Annotated in this window: 18 protein-coding genes and 1 other RNA gene; 8 read left to right on the top strand and 11 right to left on the bottom strand. The window is 43.9% G+C overall.

The genetic code is table 11. The annotated features are described in order from the left end of the window. A partial coding sequence (locus QME03_RS11250) for a hypothetical protein (protein WP_281724411.1) occupies positions 1-182 on the top strand: 182 nt, incomplete at its 5' end. Here QME03_RS11250 and QME03_RS11245 read toward each other — a convergent pair. The 7 genes from QME03_RS11245 to QME03_RS11215 all read right to left on the bottom strand — a co-directional run bounded on the left by QME03_RS11245 (position 148) and on the right by QME03_RS11215 (position 7073). Continuing rightward, a complete protein-coding gene (locus QME03_RS11245; protein ID WP_281724410.1) occupies positions 148-930 on the bottom strand; it encodes a Cof-type HAD-IIB family hydrolase in 783 nt (260 codons plus the stop codon). The two genes, QME03_RS11250 and QME03_RS11245, sit on opposite strands and share 35 nt — an antisense overlap. A 333-nt stretch (positions 931-1263) precedes the next feature. After that, the gene (nqrF, locus tag QME03_RS11240; protein WP_281724409.1) at positions 1264-2532 is read right to left on the bottom strand and encodes an NADH:ubiquinone reductase (Na(+)-transporting) subunit F; all 1269 of its coding nucleotides are present in this window, start codon (positions 2530-2532) and stop codon (positions 1264-1266) included. Between the two features lie 11 nt (positions 2533-2543). Continuing rightward, complete coding sequence (nqrE, locus tag QME03_RS11235) at positions 2544-3170, bottom strand: NADH:ubiquinone reductase (Na(+)-transporting) subunit E (RefSeq protein ID WP_025816955.1); 627 nt, start codon at positions 3168-3170, stop codon at positions 2544-2546. 8 nt (positions 3171-3178) lie between these two features. Then, positions 3179-3808, bottom strand: coding sequence for an NADH:ubiquinone reductase (Na(+)-transporting) subunit D (locus tag QME03_RS11230; RefSeq protein ID WP_025816956.1), 630 nt, complete (start codon positions 3806-3808; stop codon positions 3179-3181). Positions 3809-3823: 15 nt separating this feature from the next. After that, positions 3824-4546: an NADH:ubiquinone reductase (Na(+)-transporting) subunit C gene (nqrC, locus tag QME03_RS11225; RefSeq protein ID WP_025816957.1), complete on the bottom strand. Its 723-nt coding sequence runs from the start codon at positions 4544-4546 to the stop codon at positions 3824-3826. Positions 4547-4550: 4 nt separating this feature from the next. Further along, positions 4551-5717, bottom strand: a complete 1167-nt coding sequence (locus QME03_RS11220) for an NADH:ubiquinone reductase (Na(+)-transporting) subunit B (protein WP_110370465.1) — start codon at positions 5715-5717, stop codon at positions 4551-4553. Positions 5718-5723: 6 nt separating this feature from the next. Continuing rightward, entirely contained in the window at positions 5724-7073 is a 1350-nt protein-coding gene (locus QME03_RS11215; protein WP_110370464.1) for a Na(+)-translocating NADH-quinone reductase subunit A, read from the bottom strand. Between the two features lie 270 nt (positions 7074-7343). On the opposite strand from QME03_RS11215, the gene QME03_RS11210 reads away from it, so the two are divergent. Continuing rightward, entirely contained in the window at positions 7344-11780 is a 4437-nt protein-coding gene (locus QME03_RS11210) for a translocation/assembly module TamB domain-containing protein (RefSeq protein WP_025816958.1), read from the top strand. Between the two features lie 1435 nt (positions 11781-13215). On the opposite strand, the gene QME03_RS11205 is transcribed toward QME03_RS11210, so the two are convergent. The 4 genes from QME03_RS11205 to rnpB form a co-directional block, all read right to left on the bottom strand. Then, positions 13216-13614 (bottom strand): YkvA family protein, encoded by a 399-nt coding sequence (locus tag QME03_RS11205; RefSeq protein ID WP_025816959.1) that lies wholly within the window; start codon positions 13612-13614, stop codon positions 13216-13218. A 135-nt stretch (positions 13615-13749) separates the two neighbouring features. Next, positions 13750-14160 (bottom strand): hypothetical protein, encoded by a 411-nt coding sequence (locus tag QME03_RS11200; protein ID WP_025816961.1) that lies wholly within the window; start codon positions 14158-14160, stop codon positions 13750-13752. A 38-nt stretch (positions 14161-14198) separates the two neighbouring features. Further along, positions 14199-15521 carry a YihY/virulence factor BrkB family protein gene (locus QME03_RS11195; protein ID WP_110370463.1) on the bottom strand — a complete coding sequence of 441 codons (1323 nt, stop codon included), beginning with the start codon at positions 15519-15521 and terminating at the stop codon, positions 14199-14201. 23 nt (positions 15522-15544) lie between these two features. Next, an RNA gene (rnpB, locus tag QME03_RS11190) (RNase P RNA component class A) lies at positions 15545-15944 on the bottom strand. A gap of 477 nt (positions 15945-16421) precedes the next feature. On the opposite strand from rnpB, the gene serS reads away from it, so the two are divergent. The 6 genes from serS to QME03_RS11160 all read left to right on the top strand — a co-directional run bounded on the left by serS (position 16422) and on the right by QME03_RS11160 (position 26210). Continuing rightward, positions 16422-17711 (top strand): serine--tRNA ligase, encoded by a 1290-nt coding sequence (gene serS, locus QME03_RS11185; RefSeq protein WP_025816963.1) that lies wholly within the window; start codon positions 16422-16424, stop codon positions 17709-17711. A 216-nt stretch (positions 17712-17927) separates the two neighbouring features. Further along, positions 17928-20276 carry a bifunctional dihydroorotate dehydrogenase B NAD binding subunit/NADPH-dependent glutamate synthase gene (locus QME03_RS11180; protein WP_281724408.1) on the top strand — a complete coding sequence of 783 codons (2349 nt, stop codon included), beginning with the start codon at positions 17928-17930 and terminating at the stop codon, positions 20274-20276. Positions 20277-20590: 314 nt separating this feature from the next. Further along, positions 20591-21730 (top strand): hypothetical protein, encoded by a 1140-nt coding sequence (locus tag QME03_RS11175; RefSeq protein ID WP_281724407.1) that lies wholly within the window; start codon positions 20591-20593, stop codon positions 21728-21730. A 66-nt stretch (positions 21731-21796) separates the two neighbouring features. Next, the gene (locus QME03_RS11170; protein WP_274947218.1) at positions 21797-22669 is read left to right on the top strand and encodes a nucleoside phosphorylase; all 873 of its coding nucleotides are present in this window, start codon (positions 21797-21799) and stop codon (positions 22667-22669) included. Positions 22670-22674: 5 nt separating this feature from the next. Next, positions 22675-24057, top strand: coding sequence for a tRNA uridine-5-carboxymethylaminomethyl(34) synthesis GTPase MnmE (gene mnmE / locus QME03_RS11165; RefSeq protein WP_281724406.1), 1383 nt, complete (start codon positions 22675-22677; stop codon positions 24055-24057). Between the two features lie 95 nt (positions 24058-24152). After that, positions 24153-26210, top strand: a complete 2058-nt coding sequence (locus tag QME03_RS11160; protein ID WP_281724405.1) for a TonB-dependent receptor — start codon at positions 24153-24155, stop codon at positions 26208-26210. Positions 26211-26452 lie beyond the last annotated feature (242 nt).

Below are 26452 nucleotides of genomic sequence, written 5' to 3'. Positions count from 1 at the left end.
CCTACGAGTACGGCGACGCCGACCATCCCACCGCGCCCTCGCAGATAGGGCACGAACGTTACACCAACGACTTCGAACGGCTGAGCGAGGTGCTCTATCCCAAGAACCTCTTCAACCGCGTCACCTACACCTACCCTCAAAGCCGAATCACACAATGCCCAAATACTTCATTGCATGCATAATGCCTTCCTCATCTATATGTTTAGTTACGAAGTTAGCTGCTTGTTTTACGTTGTCGCCTGCATTACCCATAGCCACGCCAATACCAGCTGCAACAAACATACTGATATCATTCCCACCATCGCCAAAAGCAACACAGTCTGATAAAGCGATGCCAAGATGTTGGGCAATGGCGGTAAGCCCCCTACCCTTATCGGCCAAACGCGAGGTAACATCCATAAACTCTGGATGCCAACGAGCAGAAACGCAATTAGGTATTCGAGGCATGAGTTGTTGTTCTTGTTGAACACTTACAAAGGGTGTTAGTTCTAAGATATCTGTTTTTAGTAATTCTTCTATCGGGATGTTGTAGTCTACACCATGAATATCGAGCATACGTCTGAAAATACGGTCGATATTATCCTTATAATTAAAGGTACCAATAGCATCTTGTCCCACAACAACACAAGAATAGTCTTGCTTTGTGGCTTCGTTAAGAATCAATTCCACATCGGCTTTGAGTATGGGCTGATGGTAAACCACTTCGTTGCCTACAATGCAATGTGCACCGTTGGCAGTGAGATAACCATCTATAAAGGGTAAGATGCCATCAATATTATTGATAATGCCTAAGGGCCTACCCGTGGCGATAAACACTTTTATACCTTTATGTTTAGCTTGTGCTATGCATTCCACCGCTGAAGGGAGAATGGTGTGGGTCTTCATACTCACAAGTGTGCCATCAATATCAAAAAACAAAGCTTTTATCATATCTTATTTATTTGGTGCAAAGTTAGTCTTTTATATTTGAATACGAGAACACCGCACAGCGAATGTTCTATCATTCACCGTGCGGTGTTAGTTATGCCATCGAAACATGGCAATACTTAAATTATACTATTTTACGGATAGTATAGTTGCTCAACCTAGCTTGTTTTCATAGGGTAATTAAAAAACTGCTTGTAATGCGACTTCAAAGCTTTTGAAGTATTCCAACCAGAGACTGAAACCCTAGGATAACAGTAGATGCAAGCTAAATTGTGTTGAAACTTTAAAGTTTAAAACCGTTGCATTGACAACTAGGAGAAGTTGCTACTAGCAAATTTAACCAAAGTTATCGAACATAATGCTTTCTGGCTCAACACCAATACTATCAAGCATACCTTGCACAGCCTTACTCATAGGACCAGGACCGCACATGTAGAACTCGATGTCTTCGGGTGCTTCGTGGTCCTTTAGATAAGTATTGTACATTACATCGTGAACAAAACCAGCAGTGTAGGGTACACCAGCCTCGTCGGCTTTGGGGTCTGGTTGGTCGAGAGCAAGGTGGAAATGGAAGTTAGGATATTCCTTCTCAAGCTCGTGGAAATCTTCCAAGAAGAACGCTTCGCTAAGACTACGCGCACCATAGAAATAATGCATTTCACGGTCGCGAGTGTGAAGCGTCTTGAGCATGTGCATAATCTGACTGCGAAGCGGCGCCATACCGGCACCACCACCAACCCAAATCATCTCTTTCTTTGAATTAAAAATTGGGTGGAAATCTCCAAACGGACCACTCATCACCACTTTGTCTCCAGGTTTACGCGAGAAGATATAACTAGATGCAATACCAGTAGGTACGTTTTGGAATCCCACTTCGGGGCGAGGTTTAAACGGTGTAGTAGCAATACGCACGGTAAGCGTTATGCGATCGCCCTCTGCTGGATAGTTCGCCATTGAGTAAGCGCGAATGGTATCTTCGGGGTTATGCGCTTTGAGGTCGAAAATTCCAAATTTTTCCCAAACTGCACAATAGTCTTTACCAATATCGTTCTTGTCGAAATCCTTATTGTAGTCGATGGTTTCGTATGCTGGAATTTTAATTTGGGCATAACTACCAGGCACAAAGTCCATGTGTTCGCCTGGAGGTAGTTCCACAATAAACTCCTTAATGAAGCTCGACACGTTTTTATTACTGATAACGGTGCATTCCCATTCTTTCACGCCCATAACGCTTTCGGGCACTTTAACCTGCAAATCACCTTTAACTTTACATTGACAACCAAGTCGCCAATTGTCTTTCACCTCTTTTCTAGAGAAGTGCGAGCGTTCAGAATCGAGGATTTCTCCTCCACCTTCAAGCACTTGCAACTTACACTGTCCGCAACTAGCCTTTCCACCGCACGCCGACGGCAAGAAAATGCCGTTCTCATTGAGTGTAGCCATTACGTTATTTCCTTGGTCTACGGTAAGTTCCCTTTCTCCATTCACGGTGATAACAACCTTTCCGCTAGGCGAAAGATATTTCTTGGCCACCAGCAAAATAATCACCAGCAGCAAGATGATGAGCAGAAAAACGGCAATGCTTATAAAAATAAACTGTCCCATATATCCTTATCTTATAGATTTAAGCCCGAAAAGCACATCATGGCCATGGCCATGAGTCCTACGGTAATGAATGTTATGCCCAGTCCTTGCAAGGGTTTAGGCACGTCGCTATATTGCATTTTCTCTCTAATGGCGCCCATCGACACAATAGCCAAGGTCCAACCGATACCGCTTCCAGTGGCATAAGCAACAGAATCCAATACCGAACCGATGTATTGAGTACTAGAGGGGTCCATGTTGATGCGCTGTTGCATAAAGAGTGATGCACCCATGATAGCACAGTTAACGGCAATAAGAGGCAAGAATATGCCCAAAGCAGAATAAAGCGAGGGGCTATATTTCTCGACAGCCATTTCTACCAGCTGCACAATACCTGCAATAACGGCGATGAAAAGGATAAAGCTGAGGTAAGAAAGGTCAACGCCTTCGATAAGACAATCAGGACCTAGCACCTTGGTTTGCAGCAAATAGTCTATGGGAACGGTAACAAGTAACACGAAGGTTACAGCCAAACCCAGTCCGAGAGACGTCTTCACGTTCTTAGAAACGGCCAAGTAAGAGCACATTCCCAAGAAGAAGGCGAATATCATGTTGTCCACAAAGATGGACCTAAAGAATAAACTGATTAAATGTTCCATAGCGTTTTTTATTTTTTCTCTTTGTAGAAATATGCCCTATGCAGCCAGATAACACAGCCCAACAGTATCAATGCCATTGCGGGCATAGTCATCATGCCGTTGTTCAGATAGCCTGCGTGGTATGCACTCTCAGGAATTAGCTGGAAACCAAGTAGCGACCCACGGCCGAAAAGTTCGCGAATGCAACCAACAAGCACCAAGATGAAGGCATAGCCCAAGCCATTGCCGATGCCGTCGAGGAAACTTGGCCAAGGCTTATTCATCATGGCGAAGGCTTCGAGGCGTCCCATGAGGATGCAATTGGTGATAATCAGACCCACATATACCGACAGTTCTACGCTGACATCATACACAAAGGCTTTGAGAATTTGGCTAACGATGGTAACCAAGGCTGCCACCACCACCAATTGAACGATGATTCGGATGCGCGAGGGGATGGTATTGCGTATCAAGGAGATGATAACGTTAGAGAAAGCCGTAATGATGGTAACGGCAAGTCCCATTACGATAGCCGGTTTTAGCTGCGAGGTAACGGCCAACGCCGAACAGATGCCAAGCACCTGAACCATGATGGGGTTATCGAGATTTAGCGGATTGACAAATACTTCTTTGTTTTCCTTTGAAAATAACTTACTCATAACTGCTGCGTTCGATTATTTACTGGTTAAAAACACGAGATACTTCGACAAACCCTCGATAAGCATGTCGCTCACGCCATTACTTGTCAGCGTGGCGCCTGTTACCGCATCTACCTGCGTAGAGGGGTCGTCTACCTTCTTTACAACAGAGAGTGCCACTTTCCGGGTGCCCTCTGCGAACACCTTCTTTCCCTTAAACAGGTTCTGCCACTTCACGTTGTCTTTTATCTCCGCACCCAATCCGGCCGTTTCTCCTTCGTGATTGAAGTACGCTCCGTAAACAGTGTTCTTGTCTGCATCTAGTGCGATGAAACCATTGATAGGTCCCCAAAGTCCCATACCATAAACGGGCACGATGTATTTTGTTTGTCCGTCTACTTTGCAAACGAACAAAGCCAAGCGCCCTGCTTTGTAATCAGCACTATTAAGAACAAAACCAGCTTTTTCGCCACCTTGTTCTCCTTTATCTACTACATTTCCTTTGGTATCAATAATTTCATCGGCCAGCACCACATCTTTATATTTCTGTGCTGCCTCTGCATCGCTTATGTCTCGAATATTGAGCGCATAAAGCAATTGTTTTTTCTTATCCAACGCCACATTGATGTCTTGCAATGGTTTCAACGCTTTAAATACGAAGGCCAGCAAGAAAGCAACGACAACAACGATGATGGTAGAATAAATCAGCGTATAGCCGTTGGAGTTGGTGTTAAGTCCTTTTTTCTTTACTTCTGCCATGATATCATTTATTGTTTTGGATTAAACGTTTCATGCGTTTGTTAATGTTTGCTTGCACCACATAGTAGTCAATAAGAGGGGCAAACATATTAGCAAACAAGATGGCAAGCATCATTCCTTCGGGATAACCGGGGTTCATCACACGTATGATAAGAGCCATAGCGCCAATGAGGAAACCGAAAATCCATTGTCCGGTATGCGTGCGAGCTGACGTAACGGGGTCGGTAGCCATGAAAACAGCACCGAAACAGAAACCGCCTAATATAATATGCTCATACCATTCGATACTTGTCATGCCCAAATGCTTAAATAACAAAGCCATTATGATACCTCCGGCAAATACACTTCCCATAGTACGCCAGCTAGCAATACCAGTCCAGAGCAATATCAATGCGCCAATGCCAATTGCTATAACGCTAGTTTCGCCAATACTTCCAGGTATGAAACCTGTTATCATGTCGCAAATGCTGTAAGGAATATTTGTTCCTGCGCCAATTTCTCCCAAGGGAGTAGCAGCTGTAAAGCCGTCGGGCAGGTCGTAACCGAAACCTAAGATAGAATTTGAGGCAACCCAAACGGTATCGCCAGTCATCTTAGAGGGGTAAGAGAAGAAGAGGAACGCGCGCGCACATAGGGCAACGTTGAAGATATTCATACCCGTTCCACCAAAAATCTCTTTACAAATAACCACCGAGAAGGCCACGGCAAGAACCAAAATCCAAAGCGGACAGTTAACAGGGATAATCAAAGGGATGAGAATACCAGTAACCAAGAAACCTTCTTGTATTTCTTCGTGCTTCCATTGAGCCCAAGCAAACTCTATTCCCAAACCAACGGCATAGCTAACCACAACCTTTGGCAACACTGCGAGGAAACCAAAGAAGAATAGATCGAAGAAACTTGCATCGGCCAAATGACCTGCTGCCGCGTAGTTTTGGTAACCCACGTTGTACATTCCGAACAACAAAGCCGGCAAAGTGGCAATAACCACCATACTCATGATGCGTTTCGAGTCGATGGAATCGTGGATGTGCGCTCCCACTTTCGAAGTGGTATTGGGTACATAGAGGAACGTTTCCAAGCCATCGAACAAACTATGGAAGGCATGAAGCTTGCCTCCAGGCTCGAAGTTCGGCTTTATCTTGTCTAAATATTGTCTTAATGCTTTCATACTGCTTTATGCATTTTCTTTACGTAACATGTTCAGCCCTTGACGAACGATGCGTTGCAACTCAAGTTTAGAGCTGTCTACAAATTCAGCCAATGCAAAATCTTCGGGCGAAACCTCATAAATGCCCAGTTGTTCCATTTTGTCGATATCGCCTGTGATGATGGCTTTAATGAGGAATTCGCCGTAAATATCCATTGGCAACACGCTATCGTACTCACCACTCATGATGATATGGCGTTCGCCACCTTTTACACGAGCATCCAAATCGTACTCTTTCTTGCCCATGAGCCACGAGAAATAGCTGCGCGAGGTAGAAAATTGATTGGTACGAGGCATAATCCAACCAAACATTTCGTTGGCTTCGGCTCCTTCGCGTATTGCTGTTATCTCCGAAGTTTTAACGCCCACACTGTCGTCTAGGCATGATTTCGTTCCAGTTAGCGGGTTACCGTTTATCAAACGAACATCCTCTTGGCGTGTTAAAGCATCTTTTAGTACTACCGAGAAGGGTGTTCCAAACAGGGCTTCAACATACATGGGCGACTGCATTGCGCCACCTCCAAGGGCTATTATGCGACGAAGATTCACCTTACCCGTATTAAACAATCTGCCAAAGAATATCACAAAGGTTGGGTCTACCGTCCAAACCACCTCGCCTTTGTTAACTGGAGCGATGTGATTAACCTGCACACCAACGTTTCCGGCTGGACATGGACCATCGAATATCGTCACTTCGACATCTTTCGCGTTAAGAAGCGCGTTGGCTTTTTGCTCCTTTCCTATGCCTAAATAGGTTTTGCCCAGCTTCGACAGCGCTGTTAGTCCGGTTTGAAAATCTTGCTCGTTACCCTGTAATTCAAATTCAAAGTTTCCTGAAAGCGGCATGTCTCGCAGTGCCGAAACAAAGATGGCTTTGGGCGTTGTTTGTGGATTGGTCGACACGGCGTAAGGCAATTGATAAACAAAGCCAAACAAACCAGCTTCCAACAAGGCGTTCTTTACCTCATCAGCAGAAAGCGAAGCCACATTGCGTTGCCCAAAATCGTGGTATTTCTGCACTTCGTCGGCTTGCAATTTAATACCCAGAATTTTGCGCCTTTCGCCTCTTTCTACGGCCTTTACCGTTCCGCTAACGGGCGAAGCAAACTTCACCTCGGGATAGTTTTTATCAACAAACAAGGCATCACCCACCTCTACACGGTCTCCTTCGTGCACAACAATTTTAGGAACAACTCCTTCGAATGAGTCTGGGCGCACCACATACTCTGAGCATGGGCCCACAACTCGTTTCGTTTCGGCAGCTGTTCCTTTTAGGTGAATGTTTAAGCCTTTACGTAACTTAATGACATTTGCCATAACAAATTAATGTATCTGTTTTTATATAATGAATTTCTCTTTCTGTTTCTTGCTCAGCAATAGCCCACTTTGCCATACCTAGACAGCGCAATGCATGTTTGCTGTTTGGCCTTAGCTACAACAAAGACGCGCAAAAACAGGGAAAGGTTATCCTACCTCCCGCTATATCGTTGCAAATATAATCAAAATATAACATAATAAAAAGAAAAAACCCTAGTATATTTTCCATTAAGATATTTTTGATGTAATTTTGCCAACCAAAGAAAGCAATTGAGAAAGTTAAGACACATAATAAACATCATTATATGGGCAATCGTTAGCCTGTATTTCATTGTTGTGGTTTTGCTGCATATTCCCAGTATTCAGGTTTTTGTAGGGAATGCTATCAGCGATGCCCTTTCGGAGAAGTTGGGCACTAACGTGAAAGTTGGAAGAGTGGATTTGGGTTTCCTTAACCGCATTATCATCGACGATTTAGTTATCGACGACCAACTTAATAAACCCATGCTTGAGGCAACACGCCTCTCGGTGAAACTTGATTATGCGGCGCTTGCTTCTGGCAAAATCCATATTTCGTCTGTACAACTCTTTGGGTTGAAGGCTAGTCTATATAGTCAGACGGCACAAAGCAAGCCCAATTTTCAATTTGCGCTCGACTCGTTGGCATCTAAAGACACAACAACTACCACCCCGCTAGACCTGCGCATCAACACACTCATCATCAGAAGGGGTAACATTAGCTACAATCAGCTTGATGTCCCTAAACTTAACACTTTCTCTCCCAAGCATATATCAGTAAACGACATCAGTGCTCACATTGCTCTTGATGCCTTAACCGACGACAGTTTGAACCTCAACATCAAAGACCTGTCGTTTAAAGAGCAATCTGGCCTGCATGTTAAGTCGCTCACAGCTGAACTTACTGCTAATAAACGCCAGGCTCAATTGGCCAATCTCACCGTGATTTTGCCTGCTTCGACCATCAGTTTTGCGCCCATTTCGGCATCTTATGCATTTGATGGTAGTGCAATCCAAGCGCCTTCGTTACAGTTTAACGGTAAACTTGAACGCTCACAACTCACCTTATCCGATCTTGCTTGTTTCTTACCAGAACTTAAAAAGTCGACTAAGCCTTTCGTTGTACAAGCCGATGTTAACGGAACAAGTACCTCTGTGCATATCAGGGCGTTGGAAATATCTTCAAACGAGAACAATTTTTCGCTTTTAGCCAATGGTTCGGTGAGTAATTGGAATGCCAAATTGCGTTGGGTCTCTACCATACAACGACTGAGGGTGAGTGCCGAAGGTGTACAATTCCTATCAGACAACTTTGCCAACCACTTTAAAGTGCCAGCCATCATTAGCAGATTGGGTAACATCGACTTTATTGGAGAAGTTGGCGGTTATGGTCAAGACATTGCAACCAAGGGCATCATACGCACCGATGCGGGTATGGCCAACATGGCTTTTGGTAAACATAATAACAATCTCTCTGGAAGATTGGAGACCAATGGCTTAGACTTGGGCAAGATTTTAGACGACAAACGCTTTGGAAATATCTCTACACAGATTGATATAGACGGCAAAATGCCTACCACTGGCTCGATTTACGTTAAGGCTAAAGGCAATGTTAAGGAATTTTTCTACAATACCTATAGTTATAATAACATTGCAGTTGACGGTGAGTGGAACAACGGCACCTTCGATGGTAAGCTAAGTATAAATGACCCTAACGTGATGTTCGACCTCCAGGGGCAATTCAACTTAGCCTCAAAACAACCTTTTGCCCGACTTAAAGCCGAGGTTTCGGGCTTCAAACCTGCTGCGCTGGGCTTATCAAAACGTTGGCCAAACACGCAAATTGGCTTTAATCTGATGGCTGACATCAAGGGTAACTCGCTCAATACAGCTAACGGAAGGGTGCAGCTGGAGCGCTTTACCATGGCTTCGGACACGAAAAACTATAAGATTGACAACCTTTCTATTGACGTTAGCAATAACAACCAACTACACTCGCTGGCCTTAAATTGTGATTTTGGCCATATCTTGCTCACTGGAAATTACGATTACAACACGCTGACACAAAGTCTTACGAACCTTATTGCTAGCAAAGTGCCTACTATGCCTGGACTTCCTAAGGCCACTAACGCACATACGAATAACTTTTCTATCAGTGGCAACATCGACAACACCGAGTGGTTACAGCATATTTTCAATATTCCGCTGAACATCGAACAGCCTCTAAACTTTGCGGCAAGCATGAACGACACGCAAAAGACATTGGATGTAAGTATTAAAGCGCCAAGTATCACCTTCAATGGTCACCATATTGAGGGAGGTGACGTTAACGTTAGAACCCTAAACGATACACTTAAAGTGAATGCACAAGCCACAAAGGTGGCCGACAACGGCAAACGCATCTGGTGCAACGTGCAAGCTTCTGCTGCAGACAACAACATTTCTACCATTGTATCATTTGACAATCTGCGCAACCCAACCCTTCGCGGACAGCTAAGATGGCAAACTTCATTCTTTAACGACGACAACGGACATGCCACTGCTCAAGCTATGTTCCTACATTCGAGCATTACAGTGGGTGATGCTATTTGGAAAGTGAAGCCTTCGCTGGTTACTTATAGCAAAAACCGCCTGGTTTTTGACAACTTTGCCGTATCACGCGACAAACAGTTTATCGCTATTGACGGGGCTGCCACTAACAATCCGCAAGACTCGCTCACGGTCGACATCAAGGATGTGGACGTTAGTTATATTCTCAACCTCGTAAACTTCCACGCCGTAGAATTTGGCGGACGAGCCACGGGCACTGCTGTTGTAAAGACTCCGTTTACCAATCCCGATGCTTACGCTAACATTCGCGTTAACGATTTCACCTTTGAAGAGGGCGACATGGGCACACTAGTGGCTGGAGTGAGATATAATACCGACCGAGGGAACATCGAAATTGATGCTATTGCCAACGATGGTCTAAACACAAACACCTTTATCAATGGATATGTTTCGCCTTTGAGAAATAGTATTGACCTTAGTATCAAGGCCAACAACACCAATATTGCCTTTATGGAGACTTTCTGCAAAAGCTTTATGCACGATGTTAAAGCCTACGCCAATGGAGAAGTGAGACTCTATGGCCTGCTTAGTCACATTAACCTAACTGGGCAACTAGTGACTAATGGCAGCTTTACTATGACGCCATTAAACACCACTTATACGATGATTAACGATACTGTGCGATTGGTTCCCGACAGAATTGACCTCAATGCCTGTCGATTTATCGACCGCAATGGTAACGCAGGCACCATTGCCGGCGAAATTAAGCACAGTGGCTTTACAGATATTAACTACAATTTAAACGTTAAGGCAAATAATTTATTGGTCTACGACACTAAGAGCTTTGGCGAAAATACATTCTATGGCACGGTCTACGCCACAGGTAAATGCAATATCAATGGACATAATGGCGAAGTAAATATCGATATTGACGCCACTCCAAACCGCAATTCTACCATCGTTTACAATGTGGCCAGTCCGCAATCGGTTAACAGCAATTCGTTTATTCACTGGGGTGCTGATGCCTTGCTCACTGCTAAAGAGAAACAAGAACAAGACGGACAAAACGAAGACCATCTACACCACGATGAGAATATTCCCGACATTCCCACCGACATACACATTAATTTCTTGGTGAACTGTACGCCCGATGCCACCATTCGCCTCATCATGGACAAACAAAGTGGAGACAATATCTCGCTTAACGGAAACGGCGTTATTAGAGCAACTTACTATAACAAGGGCTCTTTTGACATGTTTGGCAACTATGCCATTGAACATGGTGTGTACAAACTCACCATCCAAAACGTTATTAAAAAAGATTTTACATTTGAACGCGGAAGCATTATTGCCTTTAACGGTGACCCTTATGCGGCTCGACTCAATATGAAAGCCATATACACGGCCAATAGTGTGAGTCTCTCCGACCTAAATATCGGCAAGAGTTTCTCTAACAACACCATCCGTGTTAACTGTTTGATGAACATTACAGGCACTCCCGAAGCGCCTAAAGTGGCCTTCGACCTCGATTTGCCCACCATTGACTCAAACGTTAAACAGATGATTTACAGCTTTATCAATGGCGAAGAAGAGATGAACCAACAAGTGCTTTATCTGCTGGCCGTGGGTCGTTTCTATACTCAAGGACAAAATAATGCCGACTTGGGCAACTCTAATCAACAGAGTAGAACATCACTGGCCATGCAAAGCTTTTTGAGCAGCACACTCAGTCAACAACTTAACAACGTTCTTGGAACGGTGGTTAACAACACAAACTGGAACTTTGGTGCTAATATTTCCACTGGCGATGATGGCTGGGGAAATGCTGAATACGAAGGACTGCTTAGCGGACGACTGCTAAACAATCGTCTACTTATAAATGGTCAGTTTGGTTATCGAGACAATGTAAACACCACGCAGAGCTTTATTGGCGACTTTGATATTAGATATTTGCTCTTCCCCAGTGGTAACTTGGCTATTAAAATGTACAATCAGTCTAATGATAGATATTTCACACGTAACAGTTTGAACACACAAGGCTTCGGTCTTATTCTGAAAAAAGATTTTAATGGCTGGAAAGACCTCTTTGGAATAACCAATCGTAAGAAGAAAAAAACTAAGGTAGATAAGAAGAAATAAGTAGCAAGGCAAAACTTGGCGTTGCTTTGAGTCATACTTACGTAGCATTCTAAACTTCCTATATTTGTTATTGGTCATGATGGAAACATACATAGGATACATCAATTCATCTACTTGTAAACTCACTATTCAAGAGCTAATAAACGCATCAACTCAAAAACTTAAAATATCATCAACTCACAAACCAAAAACACTTTCTTTTATTTTACAAACACCTCTTATTTTTTACTCCATTCTAGCGAGAAAAGAAGTTAAAAAGTAGGTAAAACGTCACTATTTATCCCCCTTTTACGCTTTACACTTTGTCTGATTTTGAGAACACACTCTGCATCTAGCACCATTTAACCTTTCTAGTTTGGTTGCCAGCTCATAATTTCTCAAGCCCAATTACCCCCTTTTTGCTACGAAAACTCCACTTTTTAATGCCTGTTTTGCTCCTTTTGTCCCATGTTTTTAGTGGTTAGAGAAGGTTTTTGCTATGCCATAACAGTGTATTTTTATGCTTATTGCCTCGCATTTAGCACCATTTCGTCTTGCATTTAGCAACAAAATACACTGCGTTTAGCAACAAAACACCTTGCGTTTAGCAGCAAAATGCAACGCGTTTAGCAACAAAACACAATGCGTTTAGCAGCAAAACGCACATCTTTTAGCTGCAAATAAGTCCAATGCGAGCAAGAAATGAGAGATTATACAAAAAGAATGGTTATCTCATGCATTTACAAATCCCACCTTTTTGCATCAAAACAAACCTTCGCGAGAATCGATTATTTGTGGCAAGGTTAACGGTTCGTGATAAACAAGAGCTCTTTTTACATCAATTTCTATCTGAAAGTTTTACAAATATCATTATTTTTGTGTATGTGCGTATGAGCAACGACACGTACAGACCATACGCCAACAACCGCCAGCGGTTGCGATTATTGGCATGATGCTCACAGCTAACAAAAACAACCTCATGCGTACACAATATATATACTACTCCGTAGACAATATTTTAGAACCAACAAACGTTATTACACTTAAGAGCACCGAAGAAACCGAATAGGTTCGGCGGGGCTTGCAGCATAGATGGCATGGCTACACAAATACCAACAATGAAAAGAAAAAATATCATCGGCAACAAACGAATGGCATCCTAGATTGATGCAGGCATATTCCAAACCGCCTATGGGCAGGGCGCAAACATCGTAACTGCTGGGCAGAAAAACTACCGGATACATATGATGCAAAGAGAATGACAGCTCAAGGAGTATTACAAGTCGCTGGACCCATCTCCGTGAGTACCTACTATGAAGGGTGCAACAGCCAATCCCGACACACGAGTTATAGATAGAACACCATCATCGGGGAACTGTGTAACCATAGCGTGCTAGAAGGTTGGGTCCAGCATCGGAAGTTAATGATAAATACAGAAACTCACCACCTTGCGAGGTTAAAAATTAATGCTGTCAGCATCTTTCACCTCTTCTTCATCAAACCATTTGGTGAGCTTATTATGAGCTTTCTCTTTCACATCTTCGGGTATGTCGGTCCACACCTTGCGCAGAACGTAAAGCAAAACGCCCAAGTCGTCGCTCAATCCTGCAATAGGAATTGCATCAGGCATAACATCAAGCGGACTAATAAGATAGCCCAGCGCAGCCAAAATCATGGTTTTATCTTTCAGTGAAACCGATTCACTTTGCAAAGTATAATACAGAATCAAGGCCGCATACACCAGTTTTGAACCAGCGCGCTTTGCAATCTTCGATATTTTTTCTATAAACCCGCTTTGCGTAAACTTATCCTTGTACGACATAAACTCAGGTAATTCATTCTGTTGTCTTTCCATGTTGTCGATTGTTTTATGTTCTAAAATTATCAGATTGTCATCTTCCCACTTCTTTAACGCCATTGTTGACTGCTGTTAGCAATTAAGATGAAGCAAACTCAAAGATAAATGATCTTTAAGACCAATCTTATGGTACTAAGAACCTACATTAAAGTTTAGCACATCATCAATATAACGCTCAATGCGTGGGTCGTAAATATTCCTCAACTTACTTTTTATTCGCGCCTTAACAATCAGTTTAACCAGTCCTGCCAAACCCAATCCTATAGCTATAGCAACAAAAATAGCCCAATTGCCACCAGGCATTTCTTTTTGTGGAAAAGCCGAAAATACGATAACAGGCAAAATAATCATCACACCCATAATGGTGTATTGCGTGCGTGCCGAACCGCCACTATCTAGGGCTAGCTGTTTATCCATCAAGTAATCATCTATCTCCGACTTCTCGAGGTTATACCGTTCGGGTTGAGGAAAACCCGGAAAATTGCCTTCAACACGTATCTTGTTTCTAACACGCTGTTCAAAATCCATTACTTCTACTTGCATAATCACTTCGTTTTTAGTAAGTAAGATGTCAACAACACTTAAAGATTGCTCAACGATATTTCATCAAGTTCATTAAGATATTTGCGTCTCAATTTATAAAATTTAAGCCATTGCTCAGTATTAAGATGCTTGCGCACATCCAAATCAAGATTCCATTTACCAGCCGACTCTAATCTGCTCATCATATATCCCAATGTTAGGTGCTTCAATGCCACAGCTGGTTGATATCGTGCTTGTGCCTCTTTCTCATCGCCAGCTACATAAGTAACAAGGTTTGCATTCTGCATATCAAAGAGCAATTGCTGCACAATACGCACTGGAATGTTGGTTTCCAACTTCAATTCTACGACTGTATAGGCTGGTTTTCCTTCGTCGAAACGCTTACACACTTTACCCAAAATCAGAGCACTAAGCATCATACGATAGCGATAACTTAGTTCGTCGAGCTGTCCCATTAGATCAAAGCTCTCCATGTTCTGACTGGTGTAACTCAATTCCGCCCCAAAAAGACATATAAGCCATGATATTTGCACCCACAACATAAATAACGGGAGGGCCGCAAACGAACCATAGATGGCGTTATACGATGAAAGAAATATCTGTGAATGGATGTAAAACACCTGCAAAAGCTGCATTGCAATACCAGAAAGTATGCCAGGGAAAAAGGCAGCCGAGAAGTTTACCTTGGTGTTGGGCATAAATATAAAAAGGCAAACAAACACTCCCGACATCAGCACATAGGGCATAACCGTGATTACAAAACTCATCACAGGACCGAGCACTACATATTCGTTTATATCTTGCGCAAAGGTAGCCATCACTATAGACAAACCCGAAGTTACCACAATAACAATGGGTACTAGGAAAAACATGGCCAAATAGTCGGTTATGGTGCGAAACAAGCTTCGTGGATGGCGCACTTGCCAAATACGATTGAACGCTTTTTCGATATTGCTAATAAGCATCAATACGGTAAAAAGCATGAAAACCAGACCTATCCCTAGGAAAAGTCCTCCCTTGGTATGCACCAAATACGAATTTACAAAGCCAATGATGGTTTCTGCAGCCTGTGGCTGGCTAGACAGAGCATCTCTAAACCACACCTCAATATACTTGGAAAAGCCAAACCCCCGGGCTATGGCAAACACCACAGCTAGGATGGGCACTATGGCCAACAGCGTGCTATAGGTGAGTGCCGAAGCTAAGTCGGTGACGCTACGTGTCGTAAAAAACTTCACCGTTACCACTAAACGCTTTAACACCATTAAGCAAAGATATACAATAGGCGACACATCTTCGCGTCGTATCTGCCACATATCAACCTTAAAAAACAAGCAAATGGTATCTAATGTTTTCTTCATAAGCAATAGTGAAAAAAGAAAAAGAAAGCAGTGGCCCTATAAGCCGGGTTCTGTACTTCAATGTCACAAGGACTAAAAGTGCCTGCCATTTATCTAGACCATAGGTCACCCCATGGCTCAAGCATTCTACCCTCCATCGTAAACATGTTTCAGGCGGACAACCTTCAAACGATGGTATACGCGAACTTGCAGCTCCCAGAAGGTACAACCCGATGATCGCCCATCGGTTGGTGGTCTCTTACACCGCCTTCTCACCCTTACCCCATCGCGCACACTGAAAAACAGCACACCCAGGGGCGGTTATTTTCTTCTACCTTTACCTATTGTCACCAACAGCTTCCATTTTCAGAAGTGGGACGTCCTATGCTGCCCGGACTTTCCTCTCGCACCCTTTCGATGCCAGCGGCAGAGCCAGGCCACTGCCTTTTGGGTTGCAAATATAACGATTTTCTAGCGTATTCTGCGCAATTGAATGAAACGATTTGCTACATTTCAATAAAAAGTGGCGATATTGAGTCTTTATTTTGACTAACACCAATCTCTCAACATGCACACACTAGTATAAAAATTGAAAAAAACAAACGAAACATTTGATAGAAATATGTATATTCAAATTCGTGAAATGTAGCCTAAGCTCTCGGTCTATTCCCTAAGAAGTTGAACAGAAAAACCATCAACAGCCTGCAATATTCTAATATCAAATCTACATTTTACATCAACTTGACAACTACTAACATCAAATTGCTGTCAATTTGATATCTTTTAATAAGCATCACGCAACCCTAACGCAAGCAAAAACCTGCATTTAAAGCTTACAGAATGTGCCCTTTTCTTTGCAGAAAACAAATTAATTAGTATATTTGCGAGCAATTTATAACGTTAAATACAAAACAAGAAACAATGCTTACACTTAAACTCATCAGTGAGGAAACTGAGCGTGTGATTAAGGGCTTGGAAAAAAAACACTTTAAGGGAGCAAGAGAAGCTGTCGAAAAAGTGCTTGAAACCGACAAGCGCAGACGTGAAGCTCAACAGAAGTTAGACAAGAACAAACAAGAAGCTAACAGCATGTCGAAGCAAATTGGCATGCTGATGAAAGATGGCAAAACTCAAGAAGCCGAAGAAGTGAAGGCTAAAGTGGCCACATATAAAGAGAACGACAAACAGTTGCAAGCACTTATGAGCGAAGCCGAACAAGAATTGACTACGCTGCTCTGCAACATTCCCAACATCCCTGCCGACGAAGTACCCGAAGGTAAAGACGCTAACGACAACGTTGTGGTGAAAGAAGGTGGGGTTATTCCACTACTTCCCGAAGACGCTTTGTGCCATTGGGATCTCTGTAAAAAGTATAATCTCATTGACTTCGACCTAGGTGTGAAAATCACTGGTGCTGGTTTCCCTATATACATCGGTAAGATGGCACGATTGCAACGTGCCATGGAAGCATTTTTTCTTGAAGAAGCGCGCAAGAGTGGATACCTAGAAGTGCAACCGCCTTTGGTGGTTAACCAGGCTTCGGGATACGGAACAGGGCAGCTTCCCGACAAAGAAGGACAAATGTATCATGCTGAACAAGACGACCTTTACCTCATCCCAACAGCTGAAGTGCCTGTTACAAACATCTTCCGCGATGTTATCCTAGATGAAAAAGACCTGCCCGTGATGCGCTGTGCCTACTCGGCTTGCTTTAGAAGAGAGGCAGGTTCGTATGGAAAAGATGTGCGTGGACTTAATCGTCTGCACCAATTCGATAAGGTGGAGATTGTACAAATAGACAAACCTGAACATTCAGACGAGTCGCATAAGAAGATGTTGCAACACGTTGAAAGGTTGCTTCAAAAACTAGAATTGCCTTATCACATCCTACTTCTCTGTGGTGGAGATATGAGTTTCACTTCTTCTATCTGTTACGACTTTGAGGTTTGGAGTGCTGCACAAAAACGCTGGTTGGAAGTTTCATCGGTTTCAAACTTCGGAAGCTATCAAGCCAACCGCCTGAAATGCAGATACAGGCATACTGAAGACAAGAAAATTGAACTTTGCCACACACTCAACGGCTCGGCTTTGGCCCTCCCACGAATTGTGGCAGCCATCATCGAAAACAACCAAACCCCCGAAGGCATCCGCGTTCCAAGAGTGCTTGTGCCTTATTGTGGATTTGAAATGCTTGATGATAACAATTTCTAGTTTGCTTGCCTGTGGTCACAGACAGACCACATTCTAAACAAGCCCAATAAAACTTAAACATTAAAGCGCATAAAAGCGCTAAAACAAAAACATTAAAACAACCTGTCGATGCCCACCACTTTTAATATAAGGTGGGCATCGCACAGAGTTTCAAACCAAAACTCAACCTGCGACTTGTATATATAACATAAACAATCAACATCAATTTGCAAGGCCATGAATAAGATTATTAGAAAAGTACAGTTCTCCGAAAAGGTGTATCGCTTCGACATTGAGGCTCCACTAATTGCCAAAAGCAGAAAGGCCGGAAACTTTGTTATCGTAAGAGTGGGCAACAAAGGCGAAAGAATGCCGCTCACTATTGCTGATGCCGACACAACGAAGGGCACAATTACACTCGTGGTGCAAAAAGTTGGCCTTTCGTCTATCAAGTTATGCAACCTCAACGAAGGCGAGTACGTAACCGATGTGGTTGGTCCGCTGGGTAACCCTACACACATTGAAAACTTCGGCACCGTGGTTTGTGCAGGTGGTGGTGTGGGCGTTGCTCCTATGCTCCCTATTATTCGCGCGCTGAAAGCTGCAGGAAACCGTGTGCTTTCGGTTCTGGCGGGTCGTTCGAAAGACCTTATCATCCTTGAAAAAGAGGTTAGGGAGAGTTCAGACGAGGTTATTATCATGACCGACGATGGCTCATATGGCGAGAAAGGTGTGGTTACTGTTGGTATAGAGAAGTTTATTAATGCCGAACATGTTGACCGCGCATTTGCCATTGGACCGGCTATCATGATGAAATTCTGCTGCCTACTCACCCAAAAATACAACATACCCACAGATGTATCGCTTAACACCATCATGGTAGATGGTACGGGCATGTGTGGCGCTTGCCGACTCACCATAGGCGGCAAAACAAAGTTTGTGTGCATTGATGGACCTGAATTCGACGGTGCCCAAGTGGATTGGGACGAGATGTTCAAACGAATGGGTACATTTAAAAAGGCCGAAAGCGAAGAACTTCAACGTTATAACGAACATATTGAACAGGTGGAAGAACGCGCAACTCAAAGCGCTGACACCATTACCATGGATGTAGAACCCACCAACGATGGCATTGAAGTGCTGACTGATCGTAATGCGGAATGGCGAAAAGACTTGCGTGCTAGCATGAAGCCAAAAGAGAGAACGGGAATTCACCGTGTGGAAATGCCCGAACTTGACCCCGTGTATCGTGCAACATCACGTGTGGAGGAGGTAAATAAAGGATTAACCAAAGAGTTGGCCATGATCGAAGCCAAACGCTGTCTCGACTGTGCAAAACCCACTTGTATGGAAGGCTGTCCTGTTAGTATCAACATCCCCTCGTTTATCAAGAACATTGAGCGCGGACAATTCCTTGCCGCAGCCAAAGTTCTTAAAGACACCTCGGCACTACCTGCCGTTTGCGGTCGCGTTTGTCCCCAAGAAAAACAATGCGAAAGCCGTTGCGTACATCTCAAAATGAACGAACCAGCCGTGGCTATTGGCTACTTAGAACGTTTTGCTGCTGATTACGAACGCGAAAGTGGCAACATCTCTGTACCCCAACTGGCACCTGCCAATGGCATTAAGATTGCTGTTGTGGGCTCGGGACCTGCTGGTTTGAGTTTCGCTGGCGATATGGCTAAGTACGGATATGATGTTACTGTTTTCGAAGCTTTGCACGAAATAGGTGGCGTTTTGAAATATGGTATTCCCGAATTTAGACTTCCCAACAAGATTGTTGACGTTGAAATAGACAACCTTAAAAAGATGGGCGTAAAGTTTATTTGCGACTGCATCGTTGGTAAAACAATCTCGGTAGACGATTTAGAGCAGCAAGGCTTTAAGGGAATATTTGTAGGGTCGGGCGCAGGATTGCCTAATTTCATGGGTATACCTGGCGAAAACGCCATCAACATCATGTCGTCTAACGAATATCTCACACGTGTTAACCTCATGGATGCTGCCAATCCTAACACCGACACGCCTATTAACCTAGGCAAACATGTGATGGTGGTGGGCGGTGGCAATACGGCTATGGACTCTTGTCGCACGGCCAAGCGCCTTGGTGCTGAGGTAACACTGGTGTACAGACGCTCGGAAGCAGAAATGCCAGCTCGACTTGAGGAGGTAAAACACGCTAAAGAAGAAGGTATTGAGTTCCTAACACTGCATAACCCGCTGGAATATCTGGCCGACGAGCAAGGTGCGGTCAAGGCTGCCGTACTACAAGTTATGGAACTTGGTGAACCTGATGCCAGCGGAAGACGCAGTCCGCAACCCATTGAGGGCGTAACTAAGACACTAGAGGTCGACCAGGTTATTGTTGCTGTTGGCGTTTCGCCCAACCCACTGGTTCCAAACTCTATACGTGGACTAGAATTGGGTCGCAAAAACACCATCGCAGTAAACGAAGGCATGCAATCTAGCAGACCCGAAATATATGCTGGTGGCGACATCGTGCGCGGTGGTGCAACGGTTATATTGGCTATGGGCGATGGTAGAAAAGCTGCCGCAAGCATGCACAAACAAATGGCTGAAGCTTAATAACAGAAGATTGGACTAGTTGTTACCACGTTTTAATTAGTGGTGCACTACCCACCCCCTATGCTTAACTATAACATTCGTTGCCTTTTCGGATAAAACCCATCCGAAAAGGCAATTTGCTTTTAAAGCCAATCGTACCATATCCCTCGCAATATATATCATAAAAAGGCAAATAGTGTAACTAACCAAGCTGGTTGCATTGCGTTTTTAATCATCAACAACAATGAAAGCTTAGTAAAAAACGCGATAAATCATGGCAATCTTTACGCTAACTTGTATAAAATTAGTAACTTTGCCGTATAATCTAGACGAAAATGAAGAAAAGATATTTTGTGTTTATGCTCATCATGGCCTGCTTGTGCAACACCGCTTATGCTCAAAAGAGAAAAAGCAAGCCTGCACCCAAGCCCAAACCTCAACCTGTACAGATTAGTGCAGCCGAATTATTGTATCGCAATATGTTGGGAGCTACGGCCAAGGTGATGTTCGTAGACAGTGTCGTTGTCGATAAGTCGGTGTTCCTTTCAGCCATTCCCCTCAACCCCGAGGCTGGAACACTAGTGTCTTATCCTGCTTTTTTCAAGGTGCATCAGCATCTGGACGGTTCGGTTTATGAGAACGAATTTAAAAACACCATATACTTTTCGATGGGCGACTCTACAGAACGGATGGGCATATACACTGCCGACCGCATGGGAACACAATGGAGCGAACCGCTAAAGCTGAGAGAAATAGGTAGCGAATTTGAACAACAAAACTATCCTTTCTTGATGACAGACGGCGTAACCTTATTTTTTGCGGCAAAAGGAACAAATAGTTTGGGCGGATACGATCTGTTTATGACGCGCAAAGATACAGAAACGGGTAAGTTCTTCCAGCCCGAAAACTATGGCATGCCTTTCAACTCAACAGCCAACGACTATCTGCTGGCCATCGACGAAATAGACAATCTAGGCTGGCTGGTTAGCGACAGGTATCAGCCTGAAGGCATGGTGTGCATCTATACCTTTGTGCCTACAGCTCAACGCCTAGCCTTTAAAGAGGGTGAAGTGAGCAACGAACAACTTGAAAGCTTTGCCAAACTCACAAGTATTGCTGACACTTGGGCTTTTGGCAACAGAGAAAAGGCCTTGAAAAGCATTGAAGCCCTGAAAAAACGGTTAACCAAAACTGCTGCTGCAGTTAGTTTCCGCTTCCCAATCAACGATGATAAGGTGTACACTAAACTTTCTGACTTCAAAACAAAGCAGGGAAAAGAAATGTTTATCGAACTGTCCGAACTCTATAAAAAACAAGAAAAACTAATTCAACTGCTTGAAGAAAAGCGCCTAGCCTACCATAAAGGGAGGTACAATGAAGCTAACACTATCAGATCGCTCGAAAAAAGCGCCGAAGAACTTCATGCAAAAGTGCACACTATAGAGAAAGCTATACGAAACAGCGAAAACAGGTAAACGCCCTCAAAACTGTTAAGGCCACACCTTTAAAGAAAAATAACTCACCGCTAACAATTAGATATTATGCCTAAATTCTTTGCCGAGTCTGAACTCATCATCAATGGAGACGGAAGCATTTTCCACCTCCACCTTAAACCAGAACAACTTGCCGATAAGGTAATACTTGTGGGCGACCCAGGAAGAGTGTCGCTGGTTGCATCGCACTTCGAAAGTAAAGAGTGCGATATTGAAAGTCGCGAATTCCATACCATCACGGGTACTTATCACGGAAAACGCATCTCTGTGGTTAGTACTGGAATTGGATGCGACAACATTGACATTGTGCTTAACGAGTTAGACGCACTTGCCAATATCGACTTTCAGACTCGAACCGAGAAAGAACAGTTACGAGAGCTTACCCTTGTAAGGATTGGCACCTGTGGCGGATTGCAAGAATACACGCCCGTTGGCACGTTTATCGCCAGCGAAAAAAGTATCGGATTTGATGGATTGCTTAACTTCTATAGTGGACGCAACGACGTTTGCGACCTCCCTTTTGAAGAAGCTTTTAAACAACACATGCAATGGAACCCACAATTGTGCGCCCCTTATGTTATCGATGCCGACAAAGAGACCTTAGAACGCATTGCAGGAAACGAAATGGTGAAAGGTGTTACCATCGCCTGCGGAGGCTTTTTCGGTCCGCAAGGCCGAGAATTACGTATTCCACTCGCCGACCCCAAACAAAACGAAAAGGTGGAAAGCTTTGAATATAATGGCTATCGCATCACGAATTTCGAAATGGAAAGTAGTGCCTTAGCTGGTCTAGCCCGACTGATGGGCCATAAGGCCATGACCTGCTGCATGGTAATTGCCAACAGAAGAGCGAAAAACGTTAACGCAAACTATAAAAACTCAATAGACGAACTAATTAAACTGGTGCTCGAAAGGATTTAATAAAGATGCAAGCCCTACTAAACGACCGTCAAACCATTTGCGCCTTAGCCACTTCTGCCGGAGGGGCTTTAGGCGTAATACGCGTATCTGGCAGCGATGCCATCGACATTGTTGACCGCGCTTTTATTGCGCCAAAAGAAAAGAAACTGCATACGCTGCCTGCACAGACTGTGCAATATGGTCACATAGTAGACGAAAATGGGCAAACTATCGACGAGGTTCTGGCTACATGCTTTCGCGCTCCACACTCGTACACGGGCGAAAATTCTGTTGAAATTTCGTGCCACGGCTCTACTTATATTCTACACGAAGTGCTTAAACTACTGGTGAGATTAGGCTGCAGACAAGCTCAACCAGGCGAGTTTACGCAGCGCGCTTTCCTTAATGGTAAAATGGATTTGAGCCAAGCTGAGGCTGTGGCCGACCTCATCTCTGCCACAACTAAGGCTAGTGCACAGTTGGCATTGGGACAGCTTCGTGGGCATTTCTCGGGCGAACTAAGCGAACTTAGAGACAAATTGCTACATATCACCTCACTAATAGAGTTGGAACTCGACTTTAGTGACCAAGATGTAACCTTTGCCGATCGCCACGAATTGCAAACTCTAGCCGAAGAAATTCGATGCAAAATAGCATCCCTAGCCAAATCGTTCGAAACAGGACGCGCCATAAAATCTGGAATATCGGTAGCCATCGTGGGAAAAACTAATGTGGGAAAGAGCACTTTGCTAAACCGTTTGCTGAAAGAAGAACGCGCCATTGTTAGCGATATTCATGGAACAACGCGCGATGTGATTGAAGATACCATACATATTAACGGCATCAACTTCCGATTTATCGATACGGCTGGTATTAGAAAAACAAACGACGAAATTGAGTCGCTGGGTATAGAACGTACTTATCAGAAGCTGTCTGAGGCTGCTATTGTGCTCTGGGTAATAGACAAAATACCTGCACAAAAAGAAATTGAAGACATGAACGCATACACGAGTGGAAAACGGCTTATCGTGGTTTCAAACAAAACTGATGAACAAGTGTTCGCCTTCCCCGGGTTCAACTGGGAAGAACAGCCCTCTTTCGTTTCTGTCTCTGCTAAGTTCGATACCAACATAGATACCTTAGAAACTTGTATTTATAACGCAGCTAACATCCCCGAAATACACGAAAACGATGTTGTTGTTACCAACGTGCGCCACTACGAGGCTCTAACGCATGCCCTAGCAAGTATCCAACGTGTTCTCGACGGCATCGCTCTCGACCTCAGTGGCGACCTTCTCTCTGAAGACCTACGCCAATGTCTGCACTTCTTAGCAGAAATAACAGGGGGCAGCATCACCTCTAACGAGGTTCTTGGCAACATATTCAAGCATTTTTGTATCGGAAAATGATTGTAACATAATCACTTTTATCAACAAAAAATCAATTAAAATCAAGCAATAAACATTGACAACAAACTAATGGTCACATAAATCCACATTAACAGATGAATAAATGTATTTCTACACTGCTGTTCTTTACCCTTTGTATTGCAGCTAACGCACAAACCGACAGCACTGCAACAAGAACATTGGGTGAGGTTGTGGTGAACGCCAAAGGACAAATTGAAACTGCGGAGAAAGCGGTGCTCACGCCTACGACGCTAGAAAAGCGGCACGCCACTAATGGTTTCGAATTGTTGAACGTGATGCAAACGCCCGAACTAGACGTGTCGCCACGAACAAACAGCATCTCCACGAAGGGTGGAGGGCAAGTGGTATTGTGCATCAATGGTATGGAAGTGCTACCAGAAGACGTGTCTACGTTGCGGGCCAGCAACATTATCAGCATCGAATACATACGAACACCCAGCGGAAAGTATGCCGGCAAGGCCGCTTTGCTCAACTTCATAATCAAGCAAATGTCGTATGGCGGCAATGTTTACTTATCGGCCAGCGAGGGGTTTGCTTACAAGAATGGCGACTATTTGGCCTTTACCGACTTTACGAAGAAACAGCTAACGCTCTCTATTGCTGTTTCGGCCGACTGGAAACACGACCATAGCCACACCGAAGGACACGACTTATTTCGCTTTGCAGACAACTCCACACTCGCCAACAGCTACTCAACAGACCGCTCTTTGCGCAAACAAAATAGCCAATCGGCACGTTTCCGTCTATCACATACGGGCAATAAACATCAGTTTGTTTCGTACCTAAACCTCACTCGGCAGGCTGAGCCAAGCGTGGAGACAGTAACGAGCAACCAATACACAGGAAAATACAACCTTGCCACAACGCGAACAACTACCACAAACGGCAAAAGTCTAGTCCCAACGCTATATGCCAACTACGTTGTTTGGCTTCCACGCAAACAAACTGTCGACGTTTCGGGCTCGGTTGCATGGGGAAACAACAGCTATAATAGCACAAACAACGAGACGGCACAGGCCAATATCACCTCGAATGCTACCGAAAAAAACATCGCCGTGAACGCAAATGCACGGTATTCTAAGTCGCTTAACGGCAGCACAACGCTGTCTGCATCGCTCTGGCACGACCATAATTACTATAAAGATACCTACACGGGAACCACAGAAGGACAGCAACGGCTCACCACTAACCAAACAGGTGCCTTGGCACAACTAAGCGGATCGGGGCAGAAACACTCCTATTACATATCGGCAGGCTTATCAAATACGGCGGTTTCGCTTAACAACTTACATTACAATTATTGCGTGCCTATGGCCTTTTATGGAGGAAATTATGCTTTCAACGACAGACAGGCACTTTCGCTTAACGGCTATCTCACCCACACCATGTTCGACCCATCTAACAAAAACGACATGACCGTGCCCACATCTTTCTTCCAAGCGGTAAAGGGAAACCCCGATTTGGCACTCATTAAAGTGTTTGGCAACACACTTACTTTTAACGCGCAGTGGGGAAAATCAAAGGCATCGATTTTTTACAACAACTATATTTACTTCAAAAACATTGCACACATCTTCACAGCAGACGCTAGCACCATCTACGATATGCGTGTAAACGATGGCACATTCTATGGAAACATGCTGGGCGTTTCCTATGCTTTGAGTGCCTTTGCCGATAAGCTGCGTCTTGATGTCACTGCACTTGAAGAGTATAACGTGATGCGAGGCAATACGTATAACATGCAGCGTAACGTGTTTCGACTAAGAACTTCGTTAGCTTACCTCGCGGGCGACTGGATGTTTAGTTTGCTATACCAAACGCCACGTACAGATTTGGATATCCGCGAGCCTTTCCTTATACGCATGCAACCCATCTATGAAATGGCCATCAACTGGAACCACAAGGCTTGGGCGGTGGAGTTTGCGCTGTGTAACGTGTTCTCGCGGTATGCCAAACAGCGTATCACTATGGACTATGGGCACTATAACCGCGATTCATGGCGATATAACGAACCCGATGGACGCGTCATCAACTTGAAAATTACATACAGCATCGGTTACGGAAAGACTAAGCAACGGGGCGATATGGAACTGAATAAGAACATCAACAGTGCCATTATCAAAGGCTTTTAGTAAAGAAAGTCACGTTAACTTGTACGTTTGTAACTTGTCCGTTCGTCAACTTTCCAACTGGTCAATTAAACAACATCTCGTTAACTTGTCAACAAGACAACGTCTCGTTAACTCGTCAACTTGTTAACTCCCCAACTCAAATATTTGTCCTCTCTTCAGTAAAATTTAGATCTAATAGGTCAATATGTAATTAGGGTAATTCAGTTAATTCCCTCTTAAGAATCTCTGGAGACTGTCAAATG

This window comes from Hoylesella shahii (assembly GCF_937990675.1).
In the GTDB taxonomy this organism is placed as follows: Bacteria; Bacteroidota; Bacteroidia; order Bacteroidales; family Bacteroidaceae; genus Prevotella; species Prevotella shahii.
Note: the sequence above shows the minus strand (reverse complement) of the source record. Positions and strands in the feature narration are given on the sequence as shown.